This is a genomic window from Phenylobacterium sp. (assembly GCF_036677185.1).
GTDB lineage: Bacteria > Pseudomonadota > Alphaproteobacteria > Caulobacterales > Caulobacteraceae > Phenylobacterium.
Genome location: NZ_JAKFEN010000015.1, coordinates 261,842 through 285,756 on the forward strand (window position 1 = coordinate 261,842; position 23,915 = coordinate 285,756).

Consider the following 23,915-nt stretch of genomic DNA (forward strand, 5'->3'; position numbering starts at 1 on the left):
CAGGCTAGAGTGCGCCGGCGTTTCGGGGGAGCTCTCATGCATCGTCTATCGGCCGGTATCTCGGCGATCGTCCTTGGCCTGGCCGCGGCCAGCGGCGCGGCCGCTCAAGCCCTGCCGTCCAAAGCCACGGTGATCCATGCCGGCGCCCTGCTGGACCGGCCGGGCCAGGCGCCGCGGGGACCGTCCACCCTGGTGATCCGCGCCGGCAAGGTGGAGTCCGTCAGCGACGGCTTCGTCGCCCCCGAGGCCGGAGCCGCCCTGATCGACCTGAAGGACCAGTTCGTCCTGCCGGGCCTGATCGACATGCACGTCCATATCTTCAGCGACGACGACAAGCTGCGCGCGCGGATCGAAGGCGCGAACCGCGACATCGAGGACAATATGGTGATCGGGATCGACAACGCCCGGCGCACCCTGGAGGCCGGCTTCACCACCATCCGCGACCTTGGCTCCGACATCCGCAGCGTCACCGCCCTGCGCGACGGGATCAATTCCGGCCTGCTGGCGGGGCCGACCATCGTGCCGGCCGGGCGCGCCATCGCCATCACCGCGGGCCACGCGGACGGCTCCAACAACCTGAATCGCGACCTGGCCGAGATCGCCCGCGCTAAAGCCGAGAATGTCTGCAACGGGCCCGAGGACTGTCGCCGCGCCGTGCGCTCGCAGATCGGCCAGGGGGCGGAGGTCATCAAGTTCACCGCCACCGGCGGGGTCAATTCCAACATCGCCGGCGGCCTGGGCCGTCAGATGTTCGACGACGAGATGAAGGCCATCGTCGACACCGCCCACATGTTCGGCCGCAAGGTCGCCGCCCACGCCCACGGGACGGACGGCATCGTCGCGGCGCTCAACGCCGGGGTGGACTCCATCGAGCACGGCACCTTCGGGACCAAGGAGACCGACGCGCTGTTCAAGAAGACCGGCGCCTATTTCGTCCCGACCATGCTGGCGCCCCAGGCCGCGCTTTCGCAGGCCCGGGCGGGCTCGCGCTCGAAGGCCACCCTGGAAAAGGCCGAAATCGCCGGTCGCGCCGCCATGGACAACCATCGCCGCGCCATCGCCTCAGGGGTGAAGATCGCCTTCGGCACCGACACCGGCGTCTCCTCCCATGGCGACAACGGCAAGGAGTTCGCCCTGATGGTCAGCGTCGGCATGAGCCCGGCCGAGACGATCAAGTCCGCCACCGTGACCGCCGCGGAACTGCTGGATCGTTCGGCCACGCTCGGAACCCTCGAGCCCGGCAAGGACGCCGATATGGTCGCCGTCGCCAAGAGCCCGCTCGCCGATGTCACCGAGCTCGAACGCCCGACCTTCGTCATGCGCCGCGGCGTGGTCCACCTGGCCGGCGGCCAGCGCCAGGCCTTCCCGCCGAACTAGGCCCCTCAGTGCATGGTCCCGGCGACGATCTCCAGCTTGTTGCCGTCGGGATCGAACAGCACGCAGCCGTAATAGTCCGGGGCGATGTCAGGGTGCAGGCCCGCGGCGCGGACCATGGTCGCCCCGGCGGCCAGGGCTGCGGCGTAGGCGGCGTCCACGGCCGCGCGAGTCTCGGCAGTGAAGGCAATGTGGGTCCCGAGACCGGCCACGCGTTCGCCTTCGACGGGGTACAGCCAGAAGTCGCGGGTCGCGCCGCCCGGCCCGTAGGCCAGCTCGTTGTCGGCGGCCCAGGCGTTGGCGCAGCCCAGGGGGGCGAAGAAGGCGTCGTAGAAGGCGCGCGCGGCGGCGAGGTCGCGGACCCCGACGGAGAGATGATCGAACATATGAGACGCCCTTCTTGCGGTGGAGCCGGCGCCTTAGCTGGGCGCCACGACAGGGCGCCGCAAGGTCAGCCCGGAATCGTGGCCGCGAACGTGACCTTCTCCTCAGTCACGTCGGCGAAGATCCGTCCGCCAGCGTCGCCGACGAACAGGTGGACGTAATAGGCCTGGACCCAATGGCCGTGCAGGCCTTCGCCCGGACCCTCGCCCTGCAAGCCGCGCAGAACCTCGGGGCGCAGCCGCGCCTTGGGACCCGTGGCCTCGACCGCGATCGCCATGCCGCCGCCCTCCGCCACCGCCCGGACGCGGGCCACGCCGCCGGTGGGCAGGGCGGCGCCCGCCATCTGGGCCAGATTCAAGAGCGTGCGGGCGGCGGGCTTGTTCACCGCCGGCGGCTCCACCTGCCAGTCCAGCTCGGCGCGCATGTGATGGAACAGCCCGCCCGCCAGCTTGGCCAACTCGCGCGCGTCGAAGGTTTCGGCCGAGGCCGAGGCGCCGAAGGCTACGCGGCTGAAGGACAGCAGGTCGGCCAGCTTGCGCGCCGAGCCCTGGATGAGGCCCATGGCCTCTTCCTTCATGTCCTGGGCGCTGGGATCGTCCAGTAGGTCGAGCCCCGAGACGATGGCGCTGGCCGGACTTATGAAGTCGTGACACATGCGCGCGGCGAGGTAGGCGGCCACCTCGGCTGTTTTCGGCGGGGCCTTGGGTTCGGCGGGGGCGGGGGTGTCGACGTCCATCATGAGAACCCGAACTTGGTCTGATTTGGCCCTTTGGCAAACCGGGCGGGCGCTCTACAGAACGCGGCCATGAGCGGTCCCGATCCCTTCCTGGAGCCCGGCGTGCTGGTGAGGCACCCGACCCTTGACGACTGGGGTCTGGGCCAGGTGCAGTCGGTGGCGGGAGCCAAGGTGACAGTGAATTTCGAGAACATGGGCAAACAGGTGATCGACTCGACCGTCATCACCCTGGTCTTCGTCGGCGACGATCCGCGCGAGGCCCGATGAGCAACGATCTCGGCGCGGCCCTGGCCGACATCTGCGAAGAGGCCGCCGCCCTCATCCTGCCGCTGTGGAAATCGGGCCTGACCGTCTTCTCGAAGGCCGACGAGAGCCCCGTCACCGAGGCCGACCGCCAGGGCGAGGCCCTGATCGTGGCGCGGCTGACCGCGCTCTATCCCGACACGCCGGTGATCTCCGAGGAGGACGCCAGCGAGTTCGGAACCCCCGACGCCATCGGGCCGCGGTTCTTCCTGGTCGATCCGGTGGACGGCACCAAGGCCTTCGTGCGCGGCGATCCCAACTTCACGGTCAATATCGGCCTGATCGAGCATGGCCGTCCGGTGGCAGGCGCCGTCTGCGCCCCAGCCACCAACGAGACCTGGTTCACGGCGGCCGGCAAGGCCATGAAGCGCCAGGCCGGCGGCCCCGCCCAGCCGGTGAGCGTGCGGCCCTGGCCCACGGGCGCGGCCGTCGCCCTGGTCAGCCACACCATGGGTGAGGAGACCGCCGCCAAGCTCGCCCGCCAGTACGGCTTCGACCTGCGCGAACCGATGGATTCCTCGATCAAGTTCTGCCGGATCGCCGAGGGCGCGGCCGACATCTATCCGCGCCACGGGCCGACCATGGAATGGGACGTGGCCGCCGGCCATGCGGTGCTGGAGGCCGCGGGCGGGATCATGACCACGCCGGAGGGGGAGACCTTTCACTACGGCAAGGCCCTCGAGGGCTTCCGCAACGGCTGGTTCGTCGCCAAGGGCGGCTAGACTTCGCGGGGGATGTCCCGAGCCATCGACAGGGGCTCGGTGACGGCAGGCGTGGCTTCTGGCCGTGCGCGGGTCAGGGCCTGGGCGCCGCCGCCCAGCAGCAGATAGCCCAGGAACCCCACGGCGAAGCCGATGGCGGCGAGCCACAGGAACGGCCGCGCGATGTCGGATGGGCTGGCGGCGGGCATGGTCCTTCTCCGGCGAACAGCGCCTGGATGTGGAACCAGCGAAAACGGCCTTGGTTGCGCTCGCCGCGCGGCGACCTCGGCGCCAGCTAGTTGCAATCAATTCTCATTGCCAAGACCGCGGCGCCTAACTAAGACCGCCTCTCAGTTTCATTCGCAATTTGGCTTGAGGGGTTGGTCGTGGAGTTCCGAGGCAAGACGAACGGGCGCGTCCAGGGGACGCTGGTTGCCGTCCTGATGGCGAGCGCCGCGGCCCTGGCCGTCGCGCCCCGGGTCGCCCGCGCCGAGACCGACGAAGCCGTCATGTCCATGGCCGCCGTGGAGATTTCCGGCGTCACCGTGACCGGCCGCAACGACGCCTACGACGCCAAGCAGACCTCCACGGCCACCAAGACCGACACGCCGCTGCGCGACGTGCCGCAATCAGTGTCGGTGATCACCGAGGAGCTGATCGAAGACCAGGCCATGCAGAGTATGGCCGATGTCGTGCGCTACGTGCCCGGCGTCACCATGGGCCAGGGCGAAGGCCACAGGGACGCTCCGACCATCCGCGGCAATTCCAGCACCGCCGATTTCTTCGTCGATGGGGTGCGCGACGACGTCCAGTACTACCGCGACCTCTACAACGCCCAGCGCGTGGAGGTCTTGAAGGGCCCCAACGCCATGATCTTCGGCCGCGGCGGCGGCGGCGGCGTCATCAATCGCGTGACCAAGCAGGCGGGCTGGGACCCGCTGCGCGAGGTGAGGCTGGAAGTGGGCTCTCACGACCACAAGCGCGTCACCGCCGACCTGAACCAGCCGCTGAGCGCCCAGTTCGCCGGCCGGCTGAACCTGCTCTACGAAGACTCAGAGAGCTTCCGCGACCATGTTTCGCTGGAGCGCTGGGGGATTGCGCCGACCTTCACCTACCTCCCCAACGACCAGCTCTCGCTGCGCGTGGCCTATGAGCATTTCGAGGACGACCGGGTTGTCGACCGGGGCATCCCGTCCTTCCAGGGCCGCCCGTCCCGCGCGCCCATCGAGACCTTCTTCGGCGCACCGGCGCTCAGCTACGCCACGGCGCGGGTCGACGCGCTCAGCGCCACGGTCGAGTACGAGATCGGCGAAGGCCTGACGCTGCGCAACAACACGGCCTACGCCAGCTACGACAAGTTCTATCAGAACGTCCTGCCCGGCGCGCTGAACGCCGCCGGGACCCAGGTCTCGATCACCGCCTACAACAGCCCCACCGAGCGGGAGAACCTGTTCAACCAGACCGACCTGATCTGGAAGGCTGAGACCGGGTCGATCAAGCACACCGTGCTGGTCGGCGCCGAGTTCGGCGTCCAGGAGACCGACAACTTCCGCAACACCGGCTACTTCAATGGGACGGCGACCTCGATCCTGGTTCCGTTCGCCAACCCGACGATCTTCAACCCCAATCTCGCGTTCCGGCAGAGCGCCACCGACGCCGACAACCACGTCACCGCCAAGGTGGCCGCCGTCTATGTTCAGGACCAGATCGAGCTCACGCCGCAGTTCCAGATCATCGCAGGCCTGCGCTATGACAGCTTCGACTTGGAATTCGAGAACCGCCGCAACGGCGATCGGTTGAGCCGCACCGACGACCTGATCTCGCCGCGGGTGGGTGTGGTCTACAAGCCCATCGAGGCGGTCTCGATCTATGCCAGCTATTCGAAGTCCTTCCTGCCGAGCTCGGGCGACCAGTTCTCGTCGCTGACAGCGACCTCCAAGACTCTGGAGCCGGAGGAGTTCGAGAACTACGAGGCGGGCCTGAAGTGGGAGCTGCGCCCGGACCTGATCCTGACCGCGGCCGCCTATCAGCTTGATCGCGACAACACCACCGCGCGCGACCCGAACAACCCCGCGCTCACCGTCCAGACCGGCAGCCAGCGGACCAAGGGTTTCGAGCTCGGCGTCAACGGCCGGCTCAATCAGGTCTGGGAGGTGGTCGGCGGATTCGCCTGGCAGGACGCGGAGATCACCAGCGCCACCACCGCGGCCGCCGCCGGCCAGACCGTTCCCCTGACGCCTAAGCACACCTTTTCGCTGTGGAACAAGTTCCAGGTGACGCCGGACTGGAGCCTGGGGCTGGGCCTGATCCATCAGGACAAGATGTTCGCCGCCATCGACAATGCGGTAACCCTGCCGGCCTTCACCCGCGTCGACGCCGCAGCCTATTACGACGTCACCGATAACCTGAAGGTCCAGGTCAATATCGAGAACCTGCTGGACGAAACCTACTATCCGACCTCGCACGGCAACAACAACATCATGCCCGGCGCGCCGCGCACGGTGCGCGCCTCGCTGACCGCCAAGTTCTGATCCCCCGACCCGATCCCCCTCCCCCGCGGATCGGCTCTCGTGACGCCCCGACGGTCCAGCCGTCGGGGCGTCTTCGCGACTTGCTTCCCCCGGGCATTGGGCGAGACTTGAAAAAATAGGGGGACACCATGGCCTACGAGACCATCACCTACGAGACGCGCGGCCAGGTCGGCCTGCTCACCCTCAACCGCCCCGAAAAGCTCAACGCCATCTCCGCCGAGTTGAGGCGAGACGTGCATGCCGCCTTCGCCGAAGCCCGCGAGGACGACCGGGTGCGCGTACTGGTCATGACCGGGGCCGGGCGGGGCTTCTGCTCCGGCGCCGACCTCACCGGACCCTTGCCGGCGGCTGGGACCTCGCAGAACGACAGACTGGACGAGATGGGCTGGGTGGGCCGCTGGGCGAGACTGTTCCACGATTTCGACAAGCCGTTGATCGGGGCGATCAACGGGGTCTGCGCCGGGGCCGGCATGAGCGCCGCCCTGGCCTGCGACGTCCGCATCGGCGGACCCGGGGCGCGGTTCAAGACCACCTTCGCCGAGCGAAACCTCTCGCCCGACTCCGGTCTCTCCTGGTTCCTGCCGCGTATCGTCGGCTACGCCGCCGCCGCCGACCTGATCTTCACCAGCCGCATGGTCGAGGCCCAGGAGGCGCTGTCGCTGGGCCTGCTCAACCGGCTGGTCGAGGGGGACCTGGTCGAGGCCGCCGTGGCCTATGGCGAACAGATGGCCCTGTGGCCGCCCTTGGCCATCCGATCTTCCAAGCGAGTGCTGCAGCACAGCCATGGAGCGGGCCTGGAAGAGGCGCTGAAATACGAGTCCGTGGGCCTCGGCTTCTCGCGCCGAGCCCCCAACGACGCCAAGGAGTCGCTCGCCTCGTTCCGCGAGAAGCGCAAAGGCGTCTACACGGGCACGTAAAATGGCGTCATAAGGCGCGCGAACTTCCTTCAAGGAGACGCGCCATGGCCCTGGACGCCGCAGACACCCAGAAGACCTTCGATTGGGAAGACCCGCTGGACCTCGCCGCGCGCCTCACCGAGGAGGAGCGCATGGTCTGGGACGCGGCCCGGTCCTATGCCCGCGAGAAGCTGCTGCCCCGGGTGGTCTCGGCCTACGCCGAGGAGCGGTTCGACCGCGAGATCATGACCGAGATGGGCGCCATGGGCTTCCTGGGCGCGACCCTCCCGGAGAAATACGGCGGCGCCGGGGTCAGCCACGTGGCCTACGGCCTGATCGCCCGCGAGATCGAGGCGGTCGACAGCGGCTACCGCTCGGCCATGAGCGTGCAGTCCTCGCTGGTCATGTACCCGATCTACGCCTTCGGTTCGGAAGAGCAGAAGATGAAGTACCTGCCGGGCATGGCGCGCGGCGAGATCGTCGGCTGCTTCGGCCTGACCGAGGCCGACGGCGGTTCGGACCCCGCCTCCATGCGCACGGTGGCGAAGAAGGTCGAGGGCGGCTACTCGCTCTCGGGCTCCAAGATGTGGATCACCAACGCCCCCATCGCCGATGTCTGCCTGGTGTGGGCCAAGCTGGACGGCGTGATCCGCGGCTTCCTGGTGGATCGCGGCTCCAAGGGCCTGGAGACGCCGAAGATCCTCAACAAGCTCTCCCTGCGCGCTTCGGTCACCGGGGAGATCTCGCTGAGCGACGTCTTCGTGCCGGAGGACATGATGATGCCGGGGGTCAGCGGCCTGCGCGGGCCGTTCTCCTGCCTCAACAAGGCGCGCTACGGCATCTCCTGGGGCGCCATGGGCGCGGCGGAGTTCTGCCTGCACGCCAGCCGCGACTACACCCTGACCCGCAAGGTGTTCGGCAAGCCGCTGGCCGCCCGCCAGTTGGTGCAGAAGAAGCTCGCCGACATGCAGACCGAGATCGCGCTCGGCTTCGAAGGCGCGCTGGCGCTGGGCCGGCTGCTCGACCAGGGCGCCTGGGTGCCGGAAGCCATCAGCCTGATGAAGCGCAACAACTGCGGCAAGGCGCTCGCCATCGCCCGCGAGGCCCGCGACATCCATGGCGGCAACGGGATTTCGGGCGACTACCACGTGATGCGGCACGCCGCGAACCTGGAGACGGTCAACACCTATGAAGGCGCCCACGACGTCCACGCCCTGATCCTCGGACGCGCCATCACCGGCGAGAACGCGTTCTAGTCGCAACTTCTGCGTTCACCGGCGACGCCTCAAACGTTGCGTTTACCGCCGCCGGTCTAGGCTCCCCCTGAATTCGGGGGAATGGGGCGATGCCCAGACCGCAGCAGGTCGGCGCGGCAAGCACGGGCGACATGGCTCAGTGGCTGTTCGACAACAGCCGCGAGGTGATGTTCGTCGTCGGCCAGGAAGGCGAGGTCGAGCAGGTCAACCCGGCCTTCGAGCGCGCCACCGGCTGGACCCAGGCGGAGATCTGCGGGCGCGGCGTCCGCGACATCGTCCACCATGACGACCTTGACGACTTCGACGCCCTTCTCGCGCGGCTGGCCGAGGGTGGGACCAGCGCGAGCCTGTTGCGGCTGCACACCAGGGACGGCGGATTCCGCTGGTTCGACGGCCGCGCGGAGCTGAGATCGGACGGTCGCGTCATCGGCGTGGCGCTGGACGTGACCGAGGCGCGGCGACGCGCCGACGAACTGGCCATGGCTCATCGCACCCAGGTCCTGCTGTCGGTCACCGCCGGGATCGGGAGTTGGGTCTTCGAACCGGAGACCGACACGATCACCTGGTCCGAGGACATCCTCTCGGTCACCGGCTACGCGCCGGAGGAGATCACCGACAGCGGCCAGTTCGAAGCCCTGCTGCATCCCGACGAGGCCGAGCGGGTCAAGGCGATCTTCATCGCCGGTACGGTCAAGGGCCAGGGACGGACCTTCGAGCACCGGCTGCGCGGCCGCAACGGCCGCTGGACCTCCTGGCGCGCCACCTTCCATGCCGAGCCGCGGCCCGGCGGCGCCTTCGCCCTGGTCGGCGTCTCCCAGAACATCACCGAACTGGCCAAGGCCCGCGACGGGGCCCTGCGCGGCCAGCAGCAGATCCACCAGTTGATCGAGAACGCCCCCTTCGCGGTGGCGATGTTCGACCGGCAGCTCCGCTACATGGTCGTCTCCAACACCTGGCGGCGGGCCTTCAAGCTGGACCAGCGCGACCACATCGGCCGCACCCTGAAGGATGTCTTTCCCACCGCACCGAAGCGGCTGCTGGACGCCCAGGTCCGCGCCCTGGCCGGCGAGGTGGTCCGGGCCAAGGAGGACCGGTTCACCGACAGCCAGGGGACCCGTCACTGGGTGCGCTGGGAGGCCCGGCCATGGCGCGACGCCAAGGACGCGGTGCAGGGGATCATCTGCTACGTGGACGACATCTCCGCCCTGGCCGAGGCGCGGACCGAGGCCCAGGAAAACGCGCACCGGCTGAAGCTGGCGCTCGAGGCCGCCGACGCCGGGGTCTATGAGATCGACCATCGCAACAAGACCGTCTGGGTCTCGCCCGAATATCGCCGACTGCTCGGCGGCGACCCCGGCGACTACGAAACCGCCCAACAACTGAAATTCCCGCGCTTCCATCCGGACGACGTGGAGCACGTGCGCCAGTCCTTCCAGAAGATCCGTGCGGAACCCCAGGTCGGCGGCAACATCATCGAGGCCCGCGTGATCGGCCGGGAAGGCGCCGTGCGCTGGACGCGGATCTTCCATCGCCTGAACCACGACAGGAAAGGGCGTCCGCTCAAGGGCGTCGGCATGATCCAGGACTTCGACGCCCGCAAGCGTCAGGAGTTGGCCCTCGTCGACGCCCAGTACGCCGCCCAGGCCGCCGGCGAGGCCAAGGCCGCGTTCCTGGCCAATATGAGCCACGAGATCCGCACGCCGATGAACGGCGTCATGGGCGTGTTGCACCTGCTGAAATCCGAAGGCCTGTCGCCAGACGGTCGCAAGATGCTGGAGGAGGCGCTGTCCTGCGGCCAGATGCTGGCCGAGCTGCTCAACGACGTGATCGACTTCTCCAAGATCGAGGCCGGCCGGCTGGAGCTGGCCTGCGAACCGACCGACCCGCGCGCCCTGATCGAGGGGGTCGCGCGCCTGCTGCGGCCACAAGCCGAGGCCAAGGGCCTGAGGTTGAACGTCGAGATCCCCGCCGACCTGGGCTGGGTGCGGACCGATCCGGTGCGCGTCCGCCAGGCGCTGTTCAACCTGATCGGCAACGCGGTGAAGTTCACCCTCACGGGCCAGGTCACGATCCGCGCCTGGCTGAAGCCCGGCCCAGTCGAACCCCTGCTGCGCCTGGAGGTGGCCGACACCGGGGTCGGCATCCCCGAAGCCGTGCAGCCGCGCATCTTCCAGCGCTTCGACCAGGGCGACGCCTCGACCACCCGCAAGTTTGGCGGCTCGGGCCTGGGCCTGGCCATCACCCAGCGTCTGGCCGAGATGCTGGGCGGCGGGGTGGGCTTCGCCTCGACCGAGGGCGTCGGCTCGATCTTCTGGCTGGAGGTGGCCGCTCCGGCCGCCGATCCGGTCGCCGCGGCCATCGAAACCAATCAGCCCTATCTTGAGGGGCTGAAGGTCCTGGTGGTGGAGGACAACCCCACCAACCGGATGATCGTCACCAAGCTGCTGGAGAACATGGGCGCGGTGGTGGAGACCGCCGCCGATGGCCTGCTGGGCGTCGAGGCCGCCGCCCGCGGCGGGTTCGACCTGATCCTGATGGACGTCCAGATGCCCGGCATCGACGGCCTGGAGGCCTGCCGCCGCATTCGCGCCCTGGGCGGCCTGACAGCGGCGACGCCGATCGTGGCGCTCACCGCCAACGTCCTCTCCCACCAGCGCCAGTCCTATCTGGAGGCCGGCATGGACGGGGTGGTCGGCAAGCCCATCGCCCCCGCCGCCCTGCTGGCCGAGATATCGCGGCTCGGCGGCGACCTCGCAGACGAGGCGGCGGCCTAGGCCTTTCCCACGCCCGCTCGCCGCGTTAGACGTTTCGCCCTGTGACGGGGGAGAGAAGCATGGCGGAAATCGCCGCGGAGACGACGGACACGGCGGAGAAGAAGCCCGCATCGCTGAAGACGGTGGTGGCCGCCTCGTCGGCGGGGACGGCCTTCGAGTGGTACGACTTCTTCGTTTTCGGCAGCCTGACCCAGGTCATCTCCAAGACCTTCTTCTCCGGCCTGCCCGAGGCGGCGGGCTACATCGCCGCCCTGGCCCTGTTCGGCGCGGGCTTCCTGTTCCGCCCCCTGGGCGCTCTGGTCTTCGGCCGTATCGGCGACAAGGCCGGACGAAAGGGCGCCTTCCTCGTCACCGTCGCCCTGATGGGCGGCGCGACCTTCGCGATCGGCCTCTTGCCGACCTACGCCCAGGTCGGGCTGCTGGCGCCGGCGCTGCTGGTGCTCATGCGCATCGTCCAGGGCTTCGCCCTGGGCGGCGAGTACGGCGGCGCGGCGATCTATGTGGCCGAGCACGCGCCCCCGGGCGGGCGCGGGCGGGCGACGAGTTGGGTCCAGACCTCGGCGGCCCTGGGCCTGTTCGGCGCCCTGATGGTGATCCTCGCGACCCGCCTGATCCTGGGCAAGTTCTTCGGCCCCGACGCCTTCGACGCCTGGGGCTGGCGCGTGCCCTTCCTGTTCTCGGCGGGCCTGCTGGCGATCTCGATCTGGATGCGCCTGAAGCTCAGCGAAAGCCCGGCCTTCACCAAGATGAAGGCCGAGGGGACCTCGTCGAAGGCGCCCTTCGCCGAAGCCTTCGGACAGTGGCCCAACCTGAAGATCGTGCTGCTGGCCCTGATCGCCATCATGTCGGCCCAGGGCGCGGTCTGGTACACCGCCTTCTTCTACACCCAGACCTTCATGGAGCGGTTCCTGAAGGTCCCGCCTGAAACCATCAACCTGCTGATGCTGTCGGCGACAGCGGCCAGCGCCATCGGCTATGTCGCCTTCGGCTGGATGTCGGACCGGTTCGGGCGCAAGCCGGTGATGCTGTTCGGCATGACCCTGATGCTCGTGGCCTATTTCCCGGGCTTCCACCTGCTGTCCCAGACGCTCAACCCCGCCCTGGCGGAGGCCGAGGTTCGCACGCCGGTGGTGGTGGTCGCCGATCCGGCTGACTGCTCGCTGCAGTTCGACCCGGTCGGCAAGGCGGCCTTCGTCTCCTCCTGCGACATCGCCAAGAGCTCGCTGGCCAATGCGGGGGTCAGCTACCGGACCGAAGCCGGCCCGGCCGGCGCGCCCGCCGTCGTGCGCATGGGCGAGGCCAGCGTCCCGTCCACCTCGGCCGCGGGCCTCCCGGCCGACGCCGGCAAGGCGGCCAAGGCGGCGGTGGAGACGCGGATCAAGGCGGCGCTGGTCGAGGCCGGCTACCCGCCCAAGGCCGATCCCGAGCGCATGAACCTGTGGGGCGCCTTCGGGGTGCTGCTGGTCTTCGTCATCGCCGCCACGGCCCTCTATGGCCCGATCGCCGCCTGCCTGGTGGAGCTGTTCCCGACCCGGATCCGCTACACGGCCATGTCGCTGCCCTATCATATCGGCACCGGCTGGATCGGCGGCTTCGTGCCGTTCACCGCCTTCGCCATCGTGGCGGCGACGGGGAACATCTATTCGGGCCTCTGGTACCCGTTCGCCTTCACCGCGATCTCCGTCCTGACCTGCTTCTTCCTGCTCCCGGAGACCAAGGGGCGTTCGCTGGACAACTAGGCCGCCAACCCCACCCGTGTCATCCCGGCCGAAGCGAAGCGGAGAGCCGGGACCCATAGACACCTGATCGTCCAAGATGCGACGCGGCCCCGCCACGTCCTGCCATCACCGCGCGTATGGGTCCCGGTCTTGCTGCGCAAACCGGGATGACAGCTTGGAGTTCAGGCCGCCACCAATTCCAGAGCCCCCGGGAACCGCGCCGAGCGCAGGCCGTCCAGGGCCGCGTTCAGGCGCGCCTTGCCGTAGGCGAGGCGGCCGCGCCAGGTTTCCAGCACGAAGTCGCCGGTCCCCAGCGCCTGGTGGACCTCGGCCAGACCCGGCGCCTCGAGACTGGTCTCGCGCAGGTCGGGCTGCTCGGCGGCGACGCCGTTCAGCATGATCACCCCGTAGAAGACATGGTTGATCTGGCGCATCAGATAGAGCCGCGCCTGACGCTGGGCGTCCGGCAGCTCGCCGAAATAGGTCCGCGCCAGCAGCGCCTCCTCCTCCGGCGTGTGGGCGAAGACATTGGCCAGGGTCGCCAGGTCCACATAGCGGTCGGCCAGGAACGACGACTCCCAGTCCACCAGCCACAGTCGCGCGCCGTCATAGAGGATGTTGCGCGGATTCAGGTCGTTGTGGCTGGAGACCCGGTCGCCCTCGGCGGTCCGATAGCCGGCCCGCAGGACGGCGTAGCGGTCGAACAGCTCCCGGGTGGCGGCCGGCGCGATCAGACCGCTCGCTTGGAACGTCCCGATCAGCCCGTCCATGCCGTCCATGTAGTCGACCAGCGGCGGGAAGGCGGGCGTCTCGTGCAGGGCGCGGATGGTCTGGGCGGCCTCGACGATCAGGTCGGCGCGGGTCCCCTGATAGTCGAGGACCAGGGACCGCTCCTCGATGAAATCCATGATCGTCACACCGTCGGCGGCGTCGGCGTAGCGCACGCGCGGCGCCAGGAACGCGGCGGCCGCCACGCCCATGCAGACGTACCAGCGGCCAGGATCGCGGAAGGCGTCGCGGGCGCCCTCGATCCGCAACAGATAGGCGATCCCGCCGACCCGGATCCTGTAGATCGACGCGCCGGACAGGCCGCCGGCCAGCGGCTTGACCGCGTCCAGACTGGTCGTCCCGAAGGCGGCGCTCAGGGCGCGGTCGACGGCGGGGCGTTTGGCTTCGGGAATGGGCATGGCCGGCTCCAGGTGAGCCGTTGTTTTACCCGGATAAAATTCTGAGTCAATAATACCCGGATAATATTAGCTCGAGCCCCGCGAGGTGCGGCCGGCCCAGCGGCCCACGGCGTCGGAGACTAGGACGGCGGCCACGGCGATGGCGGCGGCGACCAGGCACAGGGCCGCGGCGCGGGCCTCTCCGCCCGGCGACTGGGTGGCCCCGTAGATCGCCGACGGCAGGGTCAGGGTCTCGCCCGGGATGGCGGCCACGAAGGTGATGGTGGCGCCGAACTCACCCAGGGCCTTGGCGAAGCCGAGGATGGCGCCGGCCGCCACGCCGGGGGCGGCCAGCGGCAGGGTCACCCGGAAGAAGCGGGTGAAGGCGCCCGCCCCCAGGGTCAGGGCCACCTCGTCGACCTCGCGGTCGATGGCCTCTATGGCCAGGCGCATGGGCCGCACCATCAGCGGGAAGGCCATGATCCCGGCGGCGAGCGCCGCCCCGGTCCAATCGAAGGCGAAGACGATCCCGACCTTCTCCAACAGGGCCCCGACCGCGCCACGACGGCCGAACAGCAGCAGCAGCACATAGCCGGTCGCCACCGGCGGCAGGACCAGAGGCAGGGTGACGGCGGCGTCCAGGGCGACGCGGAGGCCGAAGCGCCCGCGGGCCTGGGCGAAGGCCGCGGCCAGGGCCAGGGGCAGGCCGAACAGGGTGGCGGCGAGCGCCACCTTCAGCGACAGGGCGACGGCGGCGAAATCCTCCGGCGTCAAGGCGCTCACCGGTCGGGCGCCGCCGACAGGACCTCGATGGCCGTTCCCGCCGCGGTCAGGGCCTGCAGGTCGGCGGGCGACGGAGCCCCGCAGATCACCCGCACCACCCGCAGGCCGGAGCCGGCCAGGGCGGCGAGCCTGGCCGGGCTGACGGCGTCCGACGCCAGGCGCTCGGCGTCGCGGCGGGCCAAGACCAGGATGTCGGGGTCGGCCTCGGCGTCGGCGATGAGGACATCGGCGGCGGCGAGCGCGCGGCTGGCGCGCAGGGTCAGCAGGTCGGCGGGGCCGCGCCCAACCACGAACTGCACCTTGCCCTGGGCCGAGGGCCCCTTGGCCAGGGCCTCGCGCAACAGCTGCGCGGCGACCTCCATGTCGCCCGCCTGGGCGGCGTGGGCGGCGGGCCCCGACAGGGCCTCGCGCAGGAAGGCGCGGCGGGCGGGCAGCTCGGGCAGGGCCTGGCGCACCTCGTCCTGCAGCTTGCGGAACAGGGCCGCCACCCGGCCGGCGCCCTCCGGCACCCGCTGCTCGATGTCGTTGCGCAGCATGGTGGCCAGCATGGGCGAGGCGCCGCCGGTGCCGATGGCGGCCACCACCTCGCCCCGGTCGATCACCGAGGGCGTGGTGAAGTCGCAGAGCGCCGGTCGGTCGACCACATTGACCAGCACCCCGGCGGCGCGCGCCGCCCGGGCGGCGGCCTGGGCGAAGAGATCGTCGTCCGTGGCGATGAAGGCCAGAACCGCCCCCGCATAGGTTCCAGCGAGGAAGGCGGCCGGACCTTCGACACGCGTCACGGTCGCCGGCGAGCCCTGGAACAGCCGGGCCTTGGCCTCGGCGGCCTCGCCGGAGCCGGCGATCACCACCTTGGCGCCGTGCAGGGGAATGAAGGCTGGGAAGACGTCCACCGGGCTCAGCCGGTCTGGCAGTCGCGATAGGGGCCGCCGGCCGCGCCATCCAGCAGGGCCGCGTCGCCCTTGGTGGCGAGCTCGACGCCCGCCCTGGCGTAGCGCGCGCCCGAGCCCGAGCGCATGTGGGGCAGGCTGTAGGACATCCCGCCGGCGATCACCCGCACCTCGTCGCCCTTCAGGGCGTAGGCCGCCGTGAATCGCTTGCCGTCCGCGCAGGCATAGGTCATCGGCGCGTCGGTGGCGTCCTCCGGCATGACGCTGGCGCAGCCGCCCAACGCCAGCATGCCGATCAAGGCGAGAGCCGTCCTCACTTGAGGGTCTTCAGATAGGACACGACGGCGGCGCGGTCCGCGGGATTGGCCACCCCGACCATCATCCTGGTTCCAGGGGCGAACTTCGACGGGGCGGCGACGTAGGCGTCCAGGGCGGCGTCGGTCCAGGTCCCGCCCTTGGCGGTCAGGGCCGCCGAATATTTGAAGTCGGAGAGGCTGGCGATCTTGCGGCCCGCCACGCCCGCCAGACTGGGGCCCATGAGCGTGGACTTGGCGCCGTGGCAACTCTTGCACTGCAGCTGGAAAGTCTTGGCGCCGTCGGCGGCCAGGGCCGGGCCGGCGACGAACAGGGCCGCCAGGGCCCCGGCGAACATCCTTGCAGACCGAGTCATTTGCATCTCCCGCGAACGTCCCCAGATACCTAACCCGTCGGCGGTCGAACCGCCACTTGGACCCACTTTACCGCGCCAGCTAAACACTGTTAAGATTGCATCGTTATCCGACATTCGGGAGGAGCTCTCCATGGCCATGACGCTTGACGTGAACGGCAAACCCTTGGCCGTGAAGGCTGCGGCGGACACACCCCTGTTGTGGGTGCTGCGCGATGAACTGGGCCTGACCGGCACGAAGTATGGCTGCGGGATCGCCCAGTGCGGCGCCTGCACGGTGCTCGCCGACGGCCAGCCGATCCGGTCCTGCGCCATGCCCATCGAGGGCCTGGCCGGCGTCAAGATCACCACCATCGAAAGCCTGGGCGGCGCCCATCCGGTCCAGGCCGCCTGGGTCAAGCATGACGTGCCGCAGTGCGGCTACTGCCAGTCGGGCCAGATCATGTCGGCCGTGGCCCTGCTCAATTCCACGCCCAAGCCCACCGACGCCGACATCGACGGCGCCATGGACGGCAACATCTGCCGCTGCGGGACCTATCAGCGAATCCGCGCGGCCATCAAGGACGCCGCGGGCCTGGCCCCGGCCGCTCCGGCCGCGGTCGTCGCCGCGCCGGCCGCCAAGCTCTGATCGGGACCCACGCCATGAACGCACACGTGAAATCCCCCCTGAAAGCCACCCGCCGCGACGTTGTCATCGGCGCGACCCTGGTCGGCGGCTCGCTGCTGGTCGGCGGCTGCTCCATGGGCGACATCCTCTCCATCGGCGCCAAGACCGACTTCGGCGCCTTCGGGCCCTTCGTGAAGATCGGCGCGGACGGCGCGGTCACCGTGGTCTGCAAGCACATCGAATTCGGCCAGGGCAACCATGCGGGCCTGGCCGCCATCGTCGCCGAGGAGCTCGAGGCCGACTGGACCAAGGTCAAGGTCGAGCACGCCCCGGCCATCGCCAAGGTCTACGCCAATACCGTCATGGGGGTGCAGGGCACCGGCGGATCGTCGGCCATCGCCAATTCCTGGGACCAGCTGCGCAAGGCCGGCGCCTCGGCCAAGGCCATGTTCGTCGAGGCCGCCGCCAACAAATGGAACGTCCCGGCCGGCGAGATCGTGGTCAAGGACAGCGTGGTCAGCCACGCGGCTTCGGGCAAGTCGGCCACCTTCGCCGAACTGCTGCCGGACGCGGCCAAGGTGACCCCGCCCCAGGCCCCGACCCTGAAGGACCCCAAGACCTTCACCCTGATCGGCACCGACCGGGTGCGCCGCAAGGACGCCCAGGCCAAGTCGGACGGCACGGCGAAGTTCACCCAGGACGTCCAGATGCCGGACATGCTGGTGGCCATGGTCGCCCACGCCCCGCGCTACGGGGCCAAGGTCGCGTCCTTCGACGCCGCCGAGGCCAAGAAGGTCGCCGGCGTCGTCGAGGTCTATGAGATCCCCACCGGCGTCGCCGTGGTGGCGCAGAACACCTGGGCCGCCCGCAAGGGCCGCGACGCGCTCAAGGTCACCTGGAACGAGGACGAGGCCGAGAAGCGCTCCTCCGACGCCATCCTCGCCAGCTACAAGGACCTGGCCTCGGGCAAGACCCCGGCCACCGACAAGATGAAATGGAAGCCGTTCGGGTCGAAGGGCGACATCGCCACAGCCGCCGGCCCGGCCTTCGAGACCAGCTTCGACTTCCCCTACCTGGCCCACGCGACCATGGAGCCGATGAACTGCGTGGCCCAGGTGGGCGGCGGCAAGGCCAAGCTCACCTTCGGTTCGCAGATCCCCACCGTCGACCAGCTCAACACCGCCAAGATCGTCGGCATGCTGCCGGGCGCGGTGGAGATCGAGACCCTGTTCGCCGGCGGCTCGTTCGGCCGGCGAGCGAATTTCCAGTCCGACTACGTGGCCGAGTGCGTCCACATCGCCAAGAAGGTCGGCAAGATGCGGCCGGTGAAGCTGGTCTGGACCCGCGAGGACGACATGGCGGCGGGCTATTTCCGGCCCATCGTCCACCACACGGTGAAGGTCACGGTGGACAAGGACGGCTACCCCGCCACCTGGCGCCATCGGGTGGTCACCCAGTCGATCATGAAGGGCTCGCCCACCGGCGAACCGAAACTGGACGAGACCGCCATCGAAGGCGCCCTGGGTTCGCCCTATCTGAAGGCCACCCCCGTGGTCGACGCCCAGCTCATCCAGCCGGACATCGGCGTGCCGGTCCTGTGGTGGCGCTCGGTGGGGGCGACCCACACCGCCTTCGTGATGGAGCACACCATCGACCAGCTGGCCAAGCGAGCGGGCAAGGACCCGGTGGACTACCGCCGCGCCCTCTACGCCAAGGCCGACGCCAAGCGGCACCTGGCGGTGCTGAACCTCGCCGCCGAGAAGGCGGGATGGGGCACGCCGGCGCCGGCCGGCTGGACCCGGGGCGTGGCGGTGCACGAGAGCTTCGGATCGGTGGTCGCCCAGGTGGCCGAGGTCAAGCTCGTGGACGGGGTCCCGAAAGTGGGCCGCGTGGTCACCGCCATCGACTGCGGCACCGCCATCGCACCCGACCAGATCGCCGCCCAGATCGAGGGCGGCACCTGCTATGGCCTATCGGCGGCGCTCTACGGCAATGTGACCGTCAAGGACGGGGTGGTCGAACAGACCAACTTCGACACCTACCGGGTGCTGCGCAACACCGAGGCCCCGATCGTCGAGACCCACATCGTGCCGTCCGGCGCGGTCCCCAGCGGGGTCGGCGAACCCGGCACCCCGGTGATCGGCCCGGCGGTGGCCAACGCCCTCTTCGCCCTCAACGGCCAGGCGACGAGCAGCCAGCCGTTCGTAAAGGCCTAGGCGGCGAACCGCGGAGCTGGCCGTAGACGGCGTCGAAGACCTGCAGCGTCCGCAGGTTGGCGACGCCGTCCGGGGCGATCGGATCCCCCAGCCGCAGCATGCATCCGTCGTCCGGGACGAAGGCGGGCCACGGCGGCAGGCCGGGCCCGTTCGGGTTTCCGGTGGCCGCGAAGTTGACCCAGTAGCGCGACATGGCCCACGCCAGCCGCCGGTCGGCCGGGGTCCAGGGCCAGGGCGTCTGGCCCAGGTGGTCGAACATGTACCAGAGCTCGGCGAAGTGGCCCGCGCCCCAGCCGGCGTGCGCGGAGTCGGCCGGAAACGGCGGGGTCTGGGTGAAATAATAGGCGTAGACCGGTCGCCGGCGGGCGCCCAGCCGCGCCCAGGCCCAGGCGTCCCAGCCGAAGCGAAGATCGCGCTCCAGATCGGTCCGGGCCCGGCGCGCCTCCTCGTCGGTCCTATGCGGATAGGCGGCGACGATGGCCGGCGGCAAGGCGCCCCATCGCCGCGTCAGGTCGGCCTCGAAGCTCGCCGTCCGGACGCCGGAAAGGTCCGTCAGGCTGCGAGCCTCCTCGGCGTTCGATCCGACCAGCAGCGGCACGTCGTTCTCGGCGCCGGCGGCGAAGGCGTCGAAGGGCGGGCGCGGCAGCACGTAAGGCTCGATCACCGGGTGCGAGACCGAGCCGGTCGGCGCCTTCAGGAGGTCGGCGGCCGGACGGCTTCGGAGCGCGGCGATCGATGGCGCGCCGAGCGCGGCGCCGTAGGCGACGCCCTGTCGCTCGGCCCTGGCGAGCAGGTAGTCCGGCGCGAGCTGGATCGGCTCGAAAAGCCCGCCGCTCTGGCCGATGGCGCGATGGAACAGGCCTTTGGCGCGCGGCGAGGCCATCAGCATGCTGATCGAGGTCGCCCCGGCCGACTGGCCGAAGATCGTCACCCGGCCGGGATCACCGCCGAAGGCGGCGGCGTTGCGCCTGACCCACTGAAGCGCCGCGATCTGGTCCAACAGGCCGTAATTGCCGGACGAGGCGTGCGCCGACTCGGCGGTGAGTTCGGGATGGGCCAGAAAGCCGAACGGACCCAGGCGGTAGGCGATGCTGACGACGACCACGCCCTGGCGCGCCAGCCGGTCGCCCCAATAGAGCGGCATGGCGGCCGATCCATTGGCCAGCCCGCCCCCATGGATCCACACCATCACCGGCCGGTCTGTCCGGCCCCGCGACGCCGGCGCCCAGATATTGAGATAGAGGCAGTCCTCGCTGACCTGCGGCGGGGTCTCGCCGGGCATGGAGACGCCGGTCTGCATGCAGGCCGGGGCGAAGGCCGCCGCCGGGCGCACGCCTTGCCAGGCGACAGGCGCCGCCGGCTCGCGCCATCGCAGGTCGCCCACCGGCGGGGCGGCGAAGGGAATCCCGCGATAGACCGCCAGCGGCCCGTCACGGACGCCCTCGACGACCCCGGCATCCGTCCTCGCGATCGGGCCGGCGAGCGCAGGCGGGCAGATCAGGAACGCAGCCGCCAGGATCGTGGCCGCCCAGGTCAGTTTCATCGCACGCGCGCCTCGCAAGATCGGAGACGTCAGTCTTTCCCGCCGGGCTCTTCGCGGGAAGGCGGGCGGACGGCAAGTCGTCCCCCGCGCGGGACGACTCGTCACAAAACCAGCCCGGGACGCGACGCGCATGGACGCCGCCGAAGGGCCGCGTCAATCTGGAGCCATGTCCTACGCAGTCCCCCTTCCTCCCGCCGACCGTCGGGATTTGGCCCCGCGCTGGGCGCGCGAGTTCGCCGCGGGCTTCGGTTACTGGCTCGCCTTCCTGCTGGTCCTGGAACCCGGCAACATCCTGCGGTCGCTGCCCCACGGCGGCCTGGACTGGGACCAGGAGGTGTTGCGGATCACGGCCGCGAGCCTGCTGGGCGCCAGCGTGACTCCGGCGATCCTCGCCCTGGCCCAGCGCCATCCCATCGAGGGTACCGGCCGCTGGCGCCGCGCTGGGCTGCACCTCGCCGCGTGGGTCGGCCTGGCGGCGATCCTGATCGTCGCGTCATGCGTCGCGGCCGAGTGGCTTCTTGAGCGCGAGCGGCAGCCCCTCGCCGAGGCTGTCGCCGACCATCTCGTACTCAACGGGCCGCTGCTCGTCTTCTGCCTGGCCGGCCTGGACGGAATCGCCCACGCCGCGCATTTCTTCCGCCGGACCCAGGCGCCCGCCGCTCAGACGCCGGCCCTGCCCTACCTGTCCCGCGTGTCCGTCAAGACCCGCGGCCGCATGCAGGTGGTGGAGCTCGACCAGGTCGACTGGATCGAGAGCCAGGGCAACTATCTGGCCCTGCACTGCGGCCAGGAGGTTCACCTGATCCGGGAAACCTCACGACGGCTGGAGACGCAGCTCGACCCGCAACGCTTCGCGCGCATCCATCGGCGGACAATCGTCGCCCTGGACCGGGTCCGCGGGGTCCGGCGGCTGAGCGGCGGCGACGGCGTCGTCCGCCTTCGCGACGGGACCGAGCTGCGCCTGAGCCGCGGCTTCCGCGCGCAACTCGACGGGTTGTTCGATGTCGCGAAGGCCTAGGCCGGCAGGTCGCCGCGCTCGTCCACGTCGAACAGCACCCCGTCGTCGGGGGCCTCGACGAGGATGAGCCGATCGCCGAGCGCCTTGAGGATCGCCCGCGCCCCGGCGTCGCCGGTCAGGGTGAGGAGCTGCGGCAGCAAGGCCGCGCCGAGCAGGGCCGGGTGGCCGCGCTGACCCTGGAAGACCGGGGCCGCGGCCGGCGCGCCGGCTCGCACGGCCTCGATCAGGAGGGCGAACACGGCGTGCGGAATCCGCGGCATGTCGCCCAGGAACACGAACACCCCCGCGCAGCCGGGGCTGAGTTCGGCCGCGGCCCGGCGCAGGGAGGCGCCCATGCCCTCGGCGTGGTCGGCCGCATGGACGAGCGTCAGCCGACCATCGACGGCCGGGCTGGCGCGGACGGCGGCGGCCACCGCCTCGCCGTCGGCCCCGGTCACCACGATCACCTTGCTCACCGGCGCGGCGAAGGCGGCGGCCAGGGCGGCGTCCAGCAGGACCCCGCCTGCATAGGTAGCGAGCAGCTTGCGCCCGCCGAACCGGGAGCCGGCTCCGGCGGCCAAAACCACCGCCTCGAATGCGCCCGCCCCTGTCACCGTCCCGTCTTCCCCTCTATGTTAGGGCCAGCATGACGCCCTATGACGCCCCCTCGCCGCAAGAGCCCGCGCGCTCGACCCCGGTCCTGATCGACGGTTTCGGCCGCGCCGTGACCTATCTGCGGGTCTCGGTCACCGACCGTTGTGACCTGCGCTGCGTCTATTGCATGGCCGAACACATGACCTTCCTGCCGAAGGCCGAGGTGCTGAGCCTGGAAGAGCTGGACCGCATCGCCTCGGCCTTTATCGGCCAAGGGGTGCGCAAGCTGCGTCTGACCGGCGGCGAGCCCTTGGTCCGTAAGGGTTTCATGGGCTTGGTCGAGAGTCTGTCGCGCCATCTGCGATCCGGCGCGCTGGACGAGCTGACCCTGACCACCAACGGCACGCGGCTGAGCGAGTTCGCCAGCGACCTCGCCCGGTTCGGGATGCGGCGGATCAATGTGTCGATGGACACGCTGAAGCCCGACCTGTTCCGCAAGCTGACCCGCGGCGGCGACCTCGCCAAGGTGATCGCCGGGATCGACGCGGCCCTGGCCGCAGGCATCGCGGTCAAGATCAACGCCGTGGCGCTGAAGGACGACAACGCCGCCGAACTGCCCGACCTGATCGCCTGGGCCCATGCCCGGGGCTGCGACGCCACCCTGATCGAGGCCATGCCGCTGGGCGAGATCGAGGTTGACCGCACCGACCAGTTCCTGTCGCTGAAGGACGTGCGCCGCGACCTGGAGAGCTTCTGGACGCTCACCGACATCGACCACCAGACGGGCGGGCCGGCGCGCTATGTCCGCATCGCCGAGACCGGCGGACGGCTGGGGCTCATCACCCCGCTCAGCCACAATTTCTGCGAGGCCTGCAACCGCGTGCGGCTGACCTGCACGGGCACCTTGCACACCTGCCTGGGCCGCGAGGACGCCAGCGACCTGCGCGCGGTGATCCGCGCTGGGGCCGACGACGAGGCCCTGATCGACGCGGTCCGCCTGGCGGTGGACGCCAAGCCCAAGGGCCACGACTTCCAGATCTCGCGCGCCTCGGCCCCGGCCGTGGCCCGCCACATGTCGACCACCGGGGGCTAGAGCCATGGCGCGCGTCCTGCTGTTCGGCCGCCTGAGCGACGTCGCCGGCTGGCGCTCGCGGGAGGTCGAGAGCCCCAGCGTCCACGCCCTGCGCGATCTGCTGAGCGCCGAGGACGCCCGGCTGGGTGAGGCGCTCGCCGCCCCCGGCGTGCAGATCGCGCTGGACCAGGCCATCGTCCGTGGCGACGCGGCGCTCTCCCTCCGCTCGGAGGTGGCCTTCCTGCCCCCCATGAGCGGCGGATGATCCGGCTCACCGACCAGGCCTTCGATCCCGGCGTCCTGCTTTCGGACTTCTGCCGGGACCGGACCGAGACCGGGGCGGTCGCCAGCTTCGTGGGCCTGGCCCGCGCCGAGCTCGGGACGGCCGTCATCCTGGAACTGGAAGCCTATCCCGGCTTCACCGAGGGCGAGATCAACCGCATCGCCCAGGAGGCGGTCGACCGCTTCAGCCTCGATGACTTCGCCGTCGTCCACCGGGTCGGCAAGATCGCGCCCGGCGAATCGATCGTCTTCGTGGCCACCGCCGCCACCCATCGCCGCGCGGCCTTCGAGGCCTGCGATTTCCTCATGGACTACTTGAAGAGCCGCGCCCCCTTCTGGAAGAAGGAGACCGGCCCGGCCGGCGCGCGCTGGATCGAGCCGAAACCCCAGGACCACGCCGACATCGCCCGTTGGGAGACATGACC

24 protein-coding genes are annotated in these 23,915 nt (G+C 70.0%); 14 read left to right on the plus strand and 10 right to left on the minus strand.

All coding sequences use genetic code 11. The annotated features are described in order from the left end of the window. Positions 1 to 36: 36 nt before the first annotated feature. Positions 37 to 1,377 (plus strand): metal-dependent hydrolase family protein, encoded by a 1,341-nt coding sequence (locus V6M51_RS06760; RefSeq protein WP_332765742.1) that lies wholly within the window; start codon positions 37 to 39, stop codon positions 1,375 to 1,377. A gap of 5 nt (positions 1,378 to 1,382) precedes the next feature. Here the strand turns inward: V6M51_RS06760 and V6M51_RS06765 are convergent, their stop codons facing one another. Both V6M51_RS06765 and chpT read right to left on the minus strand, forming a co-directional pair. Beyond that, positions 1,383 to 1,760, minus strand: a complete 378-nt coding sequence (locus V6M51_RS06765) for a VOC family protein (RefSeq protein ID WP_332765744.1) — start codon at positions 1,758 to 1,760, stop codon at positions 1,383 to 1,385. 65 nt (positions 1,761 to 1,825) lie between these two features. After that, positions 1,826 to 2,494 (minus strand): histidine phosphotransferase ChpT, encoded by a 669-nt coding sequence (gene chpT / locus V6M51_RS06770; RefSeq protein WP_332765746.1) that lies wholly within the window; start codon positions 2,492 to 2,494, stop codon positions 1,826 to 1,828. A 69-nt stretch (positions 2,495 to 2,563) separates the two neighbouring features. Here chpT and V6M51_RS06775 point away from each other — a divergent pair, with 69 nt between their 5' ends. Further along, complete coding sequence (locus V6M51_RS06775) at positions 2,564 to 2,761, plus strand: DUF3553 domain-containing protein (protein WP_254835523.1); 198 nt, start codon at positions 2,564 to 2,566, stop codon at positions 2,759 to 2,761. Further along, the gene (gene cysQ / locus V6M51_RS06780) at positions 2,758 to 3,519 is read left to right on the plus strand and encodes a 3'(2'),5'-bisphosphate nucleotidase CysQ (protein ID WP_332765748.1); all 762 of its coding nucleotides are present in this window, start codon (positions 2,758 to 2,760) and stop codon (positions 3,517 to 3,519) included. Before V6M51_RS06775 ends, cysQ begins: the two co-directional genes overlap by 4 nt. Here cysQ and V6M51_RS06785 read toward each other — a convergent pair. Continuing rightward, positions 3,516 to 3,707 (minus strand): hypothetical protein, encoded by a 192-nt coding sequence (locus V6M51_RS06785; RefSeq protein WP_332765750.1) that lies wholly within the window; start codon positions 3,705 to 3,707, stop codon positions 3,516 to 3,518. The two genes, cysQ and V6M51_RS06785, sit on opposite strands and share 4 nt — an antisense overlap. 234 nt (positions 3,708 to 3,941) lie before the next feature. Between V6M51_RS06785 and V6M51_RS06790 the strand changes: the two genes are divergently transcribed. The 5 genes from V6M51_RS06790 to V6M51_RS06810 all read left to right on the plus strand — a co-directional run bounded on the left by V6M51_RS06790 (position 3,942) and on the right by V6M51_RS06810 (position 12,694). Continuing rightward, positions 3,942 to 6,029 (plus strand): TonB-dependent receptor, encoded by a 2,088-nt coding sequence (locus V6M51_RS06790; RefSeq protein ID WP_332765752.1) that lies wholly within the window; start codon positions 3,942 to 3,944, stop codon positions 6,027 to 6,029. Positions 6,030 to 6,157: 128 nt separating this feature from the next. Further along, positions 6,158 to 6,946: an enoyl-CoA hydratase/isomerase family protein gene (locus V6M51_RS06795; RefSeq protein WP_332765754.1), complete on the plus strand. Its 789-nt coding sequence runs from the start codon at positions 6,158 to 6,160 to the stop codon at positions 6,944 to 6,946. Positions 6,947 to 6,990: 44 nt separating this feature from the next. Beyond that, entirely contained in the window at positions 6,991 to 8,181 is a 1,191-nt protein-coding gene (locus V6M51_RS06800) for an acyl-CoA dehydrogenase (RefSeq protein WP_332765756.1), read from the plus strand. Positions 8,182 to 8,270: 89 nt separating this feature from the next. After that, positions 8,271 to 10,955: a PAS domain-containing hybrid sensor histidine kinase/response regulator gene (locus V6M51_RS06805; RefSeq protein WP_332765757.1), complete on the plus strand. Its 2,685-nt coding sequence runs from the start codon at positions 8,271 to 8,273 to the stop codon at positions 10,953 to 10,955. 59 nt (positions 10,956 to 11,014) lie between these two features. After that, positions 11,015 to 12,694, plus strand: a complete 1,680-nt coding sequence (locus V6M51_RS06810; protein WP_332765759.1) for an MFS transporter — start codon at positions 11,015 to 11,017, stop codon at positions 12,692 to 12,694. A gap of 161 nt (positions 12,695 to 12,855) precedes the next feature. Here V6M51_RS06810 and V6M51_RS06815 read toward each other — a convergent pair whose 3' ends face one another. The 5 genes from V6M51_RS06815 to V6M51_RS06835 form a co-directional block, all read right to left on the minus strand. Continuing rightward, positions 12,856 to 13,860 (minus strand): phosphotransferase, encoded by a 1,005-nt coding sequence (locus V6M51_RS06815; protein WP_332765761.1) that lies wholly within the window; start codon positions 13,858 to 13,860, stop codon positions 12,856 to 12,858. A 66-nt stretch (positions 13,861 to 13,926) separates the two neighbouring features. Beyond that, the gene (gene modB / locus V6M51_RS06820; protein WP_332765763.1) at positions 13,927 to 14,622 is read right to left on the minus strand and encodes a molybdate ABC transporter permease subunit; all 696 of its coding nucleotides are present in this window, start codon (positions 14,620 to 14,622) and stop codon (positions 13,927 to 13,929) included. Then, complete coding sequence (locus V6M51_RS06825) at positions 14,619 to 15,515, minus strand: NAD(P)-dependent oxidoreductase (protein ID WP_332765765.1); 897 nt, start codon at positions 15,513 to 15,515, stop codon at positions 14,619 to 14,621. The genes modB and V6M51_RS06825 overlap by 4 nt, the downstream gene beginning before the upstream one ends. 5 nt (positions 15,516 to 15,520) lie before the next feature. Beyond that, entirely contained in the window at positions 15,521 to 15,829 is a 309-nt protein-coding gene (locus V6M51_RS06830) for an MliC family protein (protein ID WP_332765767.1), read from the minus strand. Then, entirely contained in the window at positions 15,826 to 16,182 is a 357-nt protein-coding gene (locus V6M51_RS06835; RefSeq protein WP_332765769.1) for a c-type cytochrome, read from the minus strand. Before V6M51_RS06835 ends, V6M51_RS06830 begins: the two co-directional genes overlap by 4 nt. 130 nt (positions 16,183 to 16,312) lie before the next feature. Between V6M51_RS06835 and V6M51_RS06840 the strand changes: the two genes are divergently transcribed. Together V6M51_RS06840 and V6M51_RS06845 are read left to right on the plus strand one after the other, a co-directional pair. Further along, positions 16,313 to 16,807, plus strand: coding sequence for a (2Fe-2S)-binding protein (locus tag V6M51_RS06840; protein WP_332765771.1), 495 nt, complete (start codon positions 16,313 to 16,315; stop codon positions 16,805 to 16,807). Between the two features lie 14 nt (positions 16,808 to 16,821). Further along, positions 16,822 to 19,002 (plus strand): xanthine dehydrogenase family protein molybdopterin-binding subunit, encoded by a 2,181-nt coding sequence (locus tag V6M51_RS06845; RefSeq protein ID WP_332765773.1) that lies wholly within the window; start codon positions 16,822 to 16,824, stop codon positions 19,000 to 19,002. On the opposite strand, the gene V6M51_RS06850 is transcribed toward V6M51_RS06845, so the two are convergent. Next, the gene (locus tag V6M51_RS06850) at positions 18,959 to 20,545 is read right to left on the minus strand and encodes a carboxylesterase/lipase family protein (RefSeq protein ID WP_332765775.1); all 1,587 of its coding nucleotides are present in this window, start codon (positions 20,543 to 20,545) and stop codon (positions 18,959 to 18,961) included. The two genes, V6M51_RS06845 and V6M51_RS06850, sit on opposite strands and share 44 nt — an antisense overlap. 166 nt (positions 20,546 to 20,711) lie before the next feature. Here V6M51_RS06850 and V6M51_RS06855 point away from each other — a divergent pair, with 166 nt between their 5' ends. Then, positions 20,712 to 21,563 carry a LytR/AlgR family response regulator transcription factor gene (locus V6M51_RS06855; RefSeq protein WP_332765777.1) on the plus strand — a complete coding sequence of 284 codons (852 nt, stop codon included), beginning with the start codon at positions 20,712 to 20,714 and terminating at the stop codon, positions 21,561 to 21,563. On the opposite strand, the gene V6M51_RS06860 is transcribed toward V6M51_RS06855, so the two are convergent. Continuing rightward, positions 21,560 to 22,129: a nucleotidyltransferase family protein gene (locus V6M51_RS06860; RefSeq protein ID WP_332765884.1), complete on the minus strand. Its 570-nt coding sequence runs from the start codon at positions 22,127 to 22,129 to the stop codon at positions 21,560 to 21,562. The two genes, V6M51_RS06855 and V6M51_RS06860, sit on opposite strands and share 4 nt — an antisense overlap. Positions 22,130 to 22,188: 59 nt before the next feature. Between V6M51_RS06860 and moaA the strand changes: the two genes are divergently transcribed. From moaA to V6M51_RS06875, 3 genes are read left to right on the plus strand one after another with little or no spacing between them, the layout of a single operon-like run. After that, positions 22,189 to 23,229, plus strand: coding sequence for a GTP 3',8-cyclase MoaA (gene moaA, locus V6M51_RS06865; RefSeq protein ID WP_332765779.1), 1,041 nt, complete (start codon positions 22,189 to 22,191; stop codon positions 23,227 to 23,229). A 4-nt stretch (positions 23,230 to 23,233) separates the two neighbouring features. Beyond that, complete coding sequence (locus V6M51_RS06870) at positions 23,234 to 23,473, plus strand: MoaD/ThiS family protein (RefSeq protein ID WP_305673622.1); 240 nt, start codon at positions 23,234 to 23,236, stop codon at positions 23,471 to 23,473. Continuing rightward, positions 23,470 to 23,913 carry a molybdenum cofactor biosynthesis protein MoaE gene (locus tag V6M51_RS06875; RefSeq protein ID WP_332765780.1) on the plus strand — a complete coding sequence of 148 codons (444 nt, stop codon included), beginning with the start codon at positions 23,470 to 23,472 and terminating at the stop codon, positions 23,911 to 23,913. Before V6M51_RS06870 ends, V6M51_RS06875 begins: the two co-directional genes overlap by 4 nt. The last annotated feature ends 2 nt before the right edge of the window (positions 23,914 to 23,915 follow it).

Bases quoted from the DNA above. Each gene is read 5' to 3' on its own strand.
- V6M51_RS06800 (WP_332765756.1), top strand. From the start codon at position 6,991: ATGGCCCTGGACGCCGCAGACACCCAGAAGACCTTCGATTGGGAAGAC.
- V6M51_RS06765 (WP_332765744.1), bottom strand. From the start codon at position 1,760: ATGTTCGATCATCTCTCCGTCGGGGTCCGCGACCTCGCCGCCGCGCGC.
- V6M51_RS06835 (WP_332765769.1), bottom strand. From the start codon at position 16,182: ATGACTCGGTCTGCAAGGATGTTCGCCGGGGCCCTGGCGGCCCTGTTC.
- V6M51_RS06815 (WP_332765761.1), bottom strand. From the start codon at position 13,860: ATGCCCATTCCCGAAGCCAAACGCCCCGCCGTCGACCGCGCCCTGAGC.
- V6M51_RS06855 (WP_332765777.1), top strand. From the start codon at position 20,712: ATGTCCTACGCAGTCCCCCTTCCTCCCGCCGACCGTCGGGATTTGGCC.
- V6M51_RS06870 (WP_305673622.1), top strand. From the start codon at position 23,234: ATGGCGCGCGTCCTGCTGTTCGGCCGCCTGAGCGACGTCGCCGGCTGG.
- V6M51_RS06795 (WP_332765754.1), top strand. From the start codon at position 6,158: ATGGCCTACGAGACCATCACCTACGAGACGCGCGGCCAGGTCGGCCTG.
- V6M51_RS06775 (WP_254835523.1), top strand. From the start codon at position 2,564: ATGAGCGGTCCCGATCCCTTCCTGGAGCCCGGCGTGCTGGTGAGGCAC.
- V6M51_RS06875 (WP_332765780.1), top strand. From the start codon at position 23,470: ATGATCCGGCTCACCGACCAGGCCTTCGATCCCGGCGTCCTGCTTTCG.
- V6M51_RS06805 (WP_332765757.1), top strand. From the start codon at position 8,271: ATGCCCAGACCGCAGCAGGTCGGCGCGGCAAGCACGGGCGACATGGCT.
- V6M51_RS06810 (WP_332765759.1), top strand. From the start codon at position 11,015: ATGGCGGAAATCGCCGCGGAGACGACGGACACGGCGGAGAAGAAGCCC.
- chpT (WP_332765746.1), bottom strand. From the start codon at position 2,494: ATGGACGTCGACACCCCCGCCCCCGCCGAACCCAAGGCCCCGCCGAAA.
- cysQ (WP_332765748.1), top strand. From the start codon at position 2,758: ATGAGCAACGATCTCGGCGCGGCCCTGGCCGACATCTGCGAAGAGGCC.
- V6M51_RS06850 (WP_332765775.1), bottom strand. From the start codon at position 20,545: ATGAAACTGACCTGGGCGGCCACGATCCTGGCGGCTGCGTTCCTGATC.
- V6M51_RS06760 (WP_332765742.1), top strand. From the start codon at position 37: ATGCATCGTCTATCGGCCGGTATCTCGGCGATCGTCCTTGGCCTGGCC.
- moaA (WP_332765779.1), top strand. From the start codon at position 22,189: ATGACGCCCTATGACGCCCCCTCGCCGCAAGAGCCCGCGCGCTCGACC.
- V6M51_RS06840 (WP_332765771.1), top strand. From the start codon at position 16,313: ATGGCCATGACGCTTGACGTGAACGGCAAACCCTTGGCCGTGAAGGCT.
- V6M51_RS06785 (WP_332765750.1), bottom strand. From the start codon at position 3,707: ATGCCCGCCGCCAGCCCATCCGACATCGCGCGGCCGTTCCTGTGGCTC.
- V6M51_RS06790 (WP_332765752.1), top strand. From the start codon at position 3,942: ATGGCGAGCGCCGCGGCCCTGGCCGTCGCGCCCCGGGTCGCCCGCGCC.
- V6M51_RS06845 (WP_332765773.1), top strand. From the start codon at position 16,822: ATGAACGCACACGTGAAATCCCCCCTGAAAGCCACCCGCCGCGACGTT.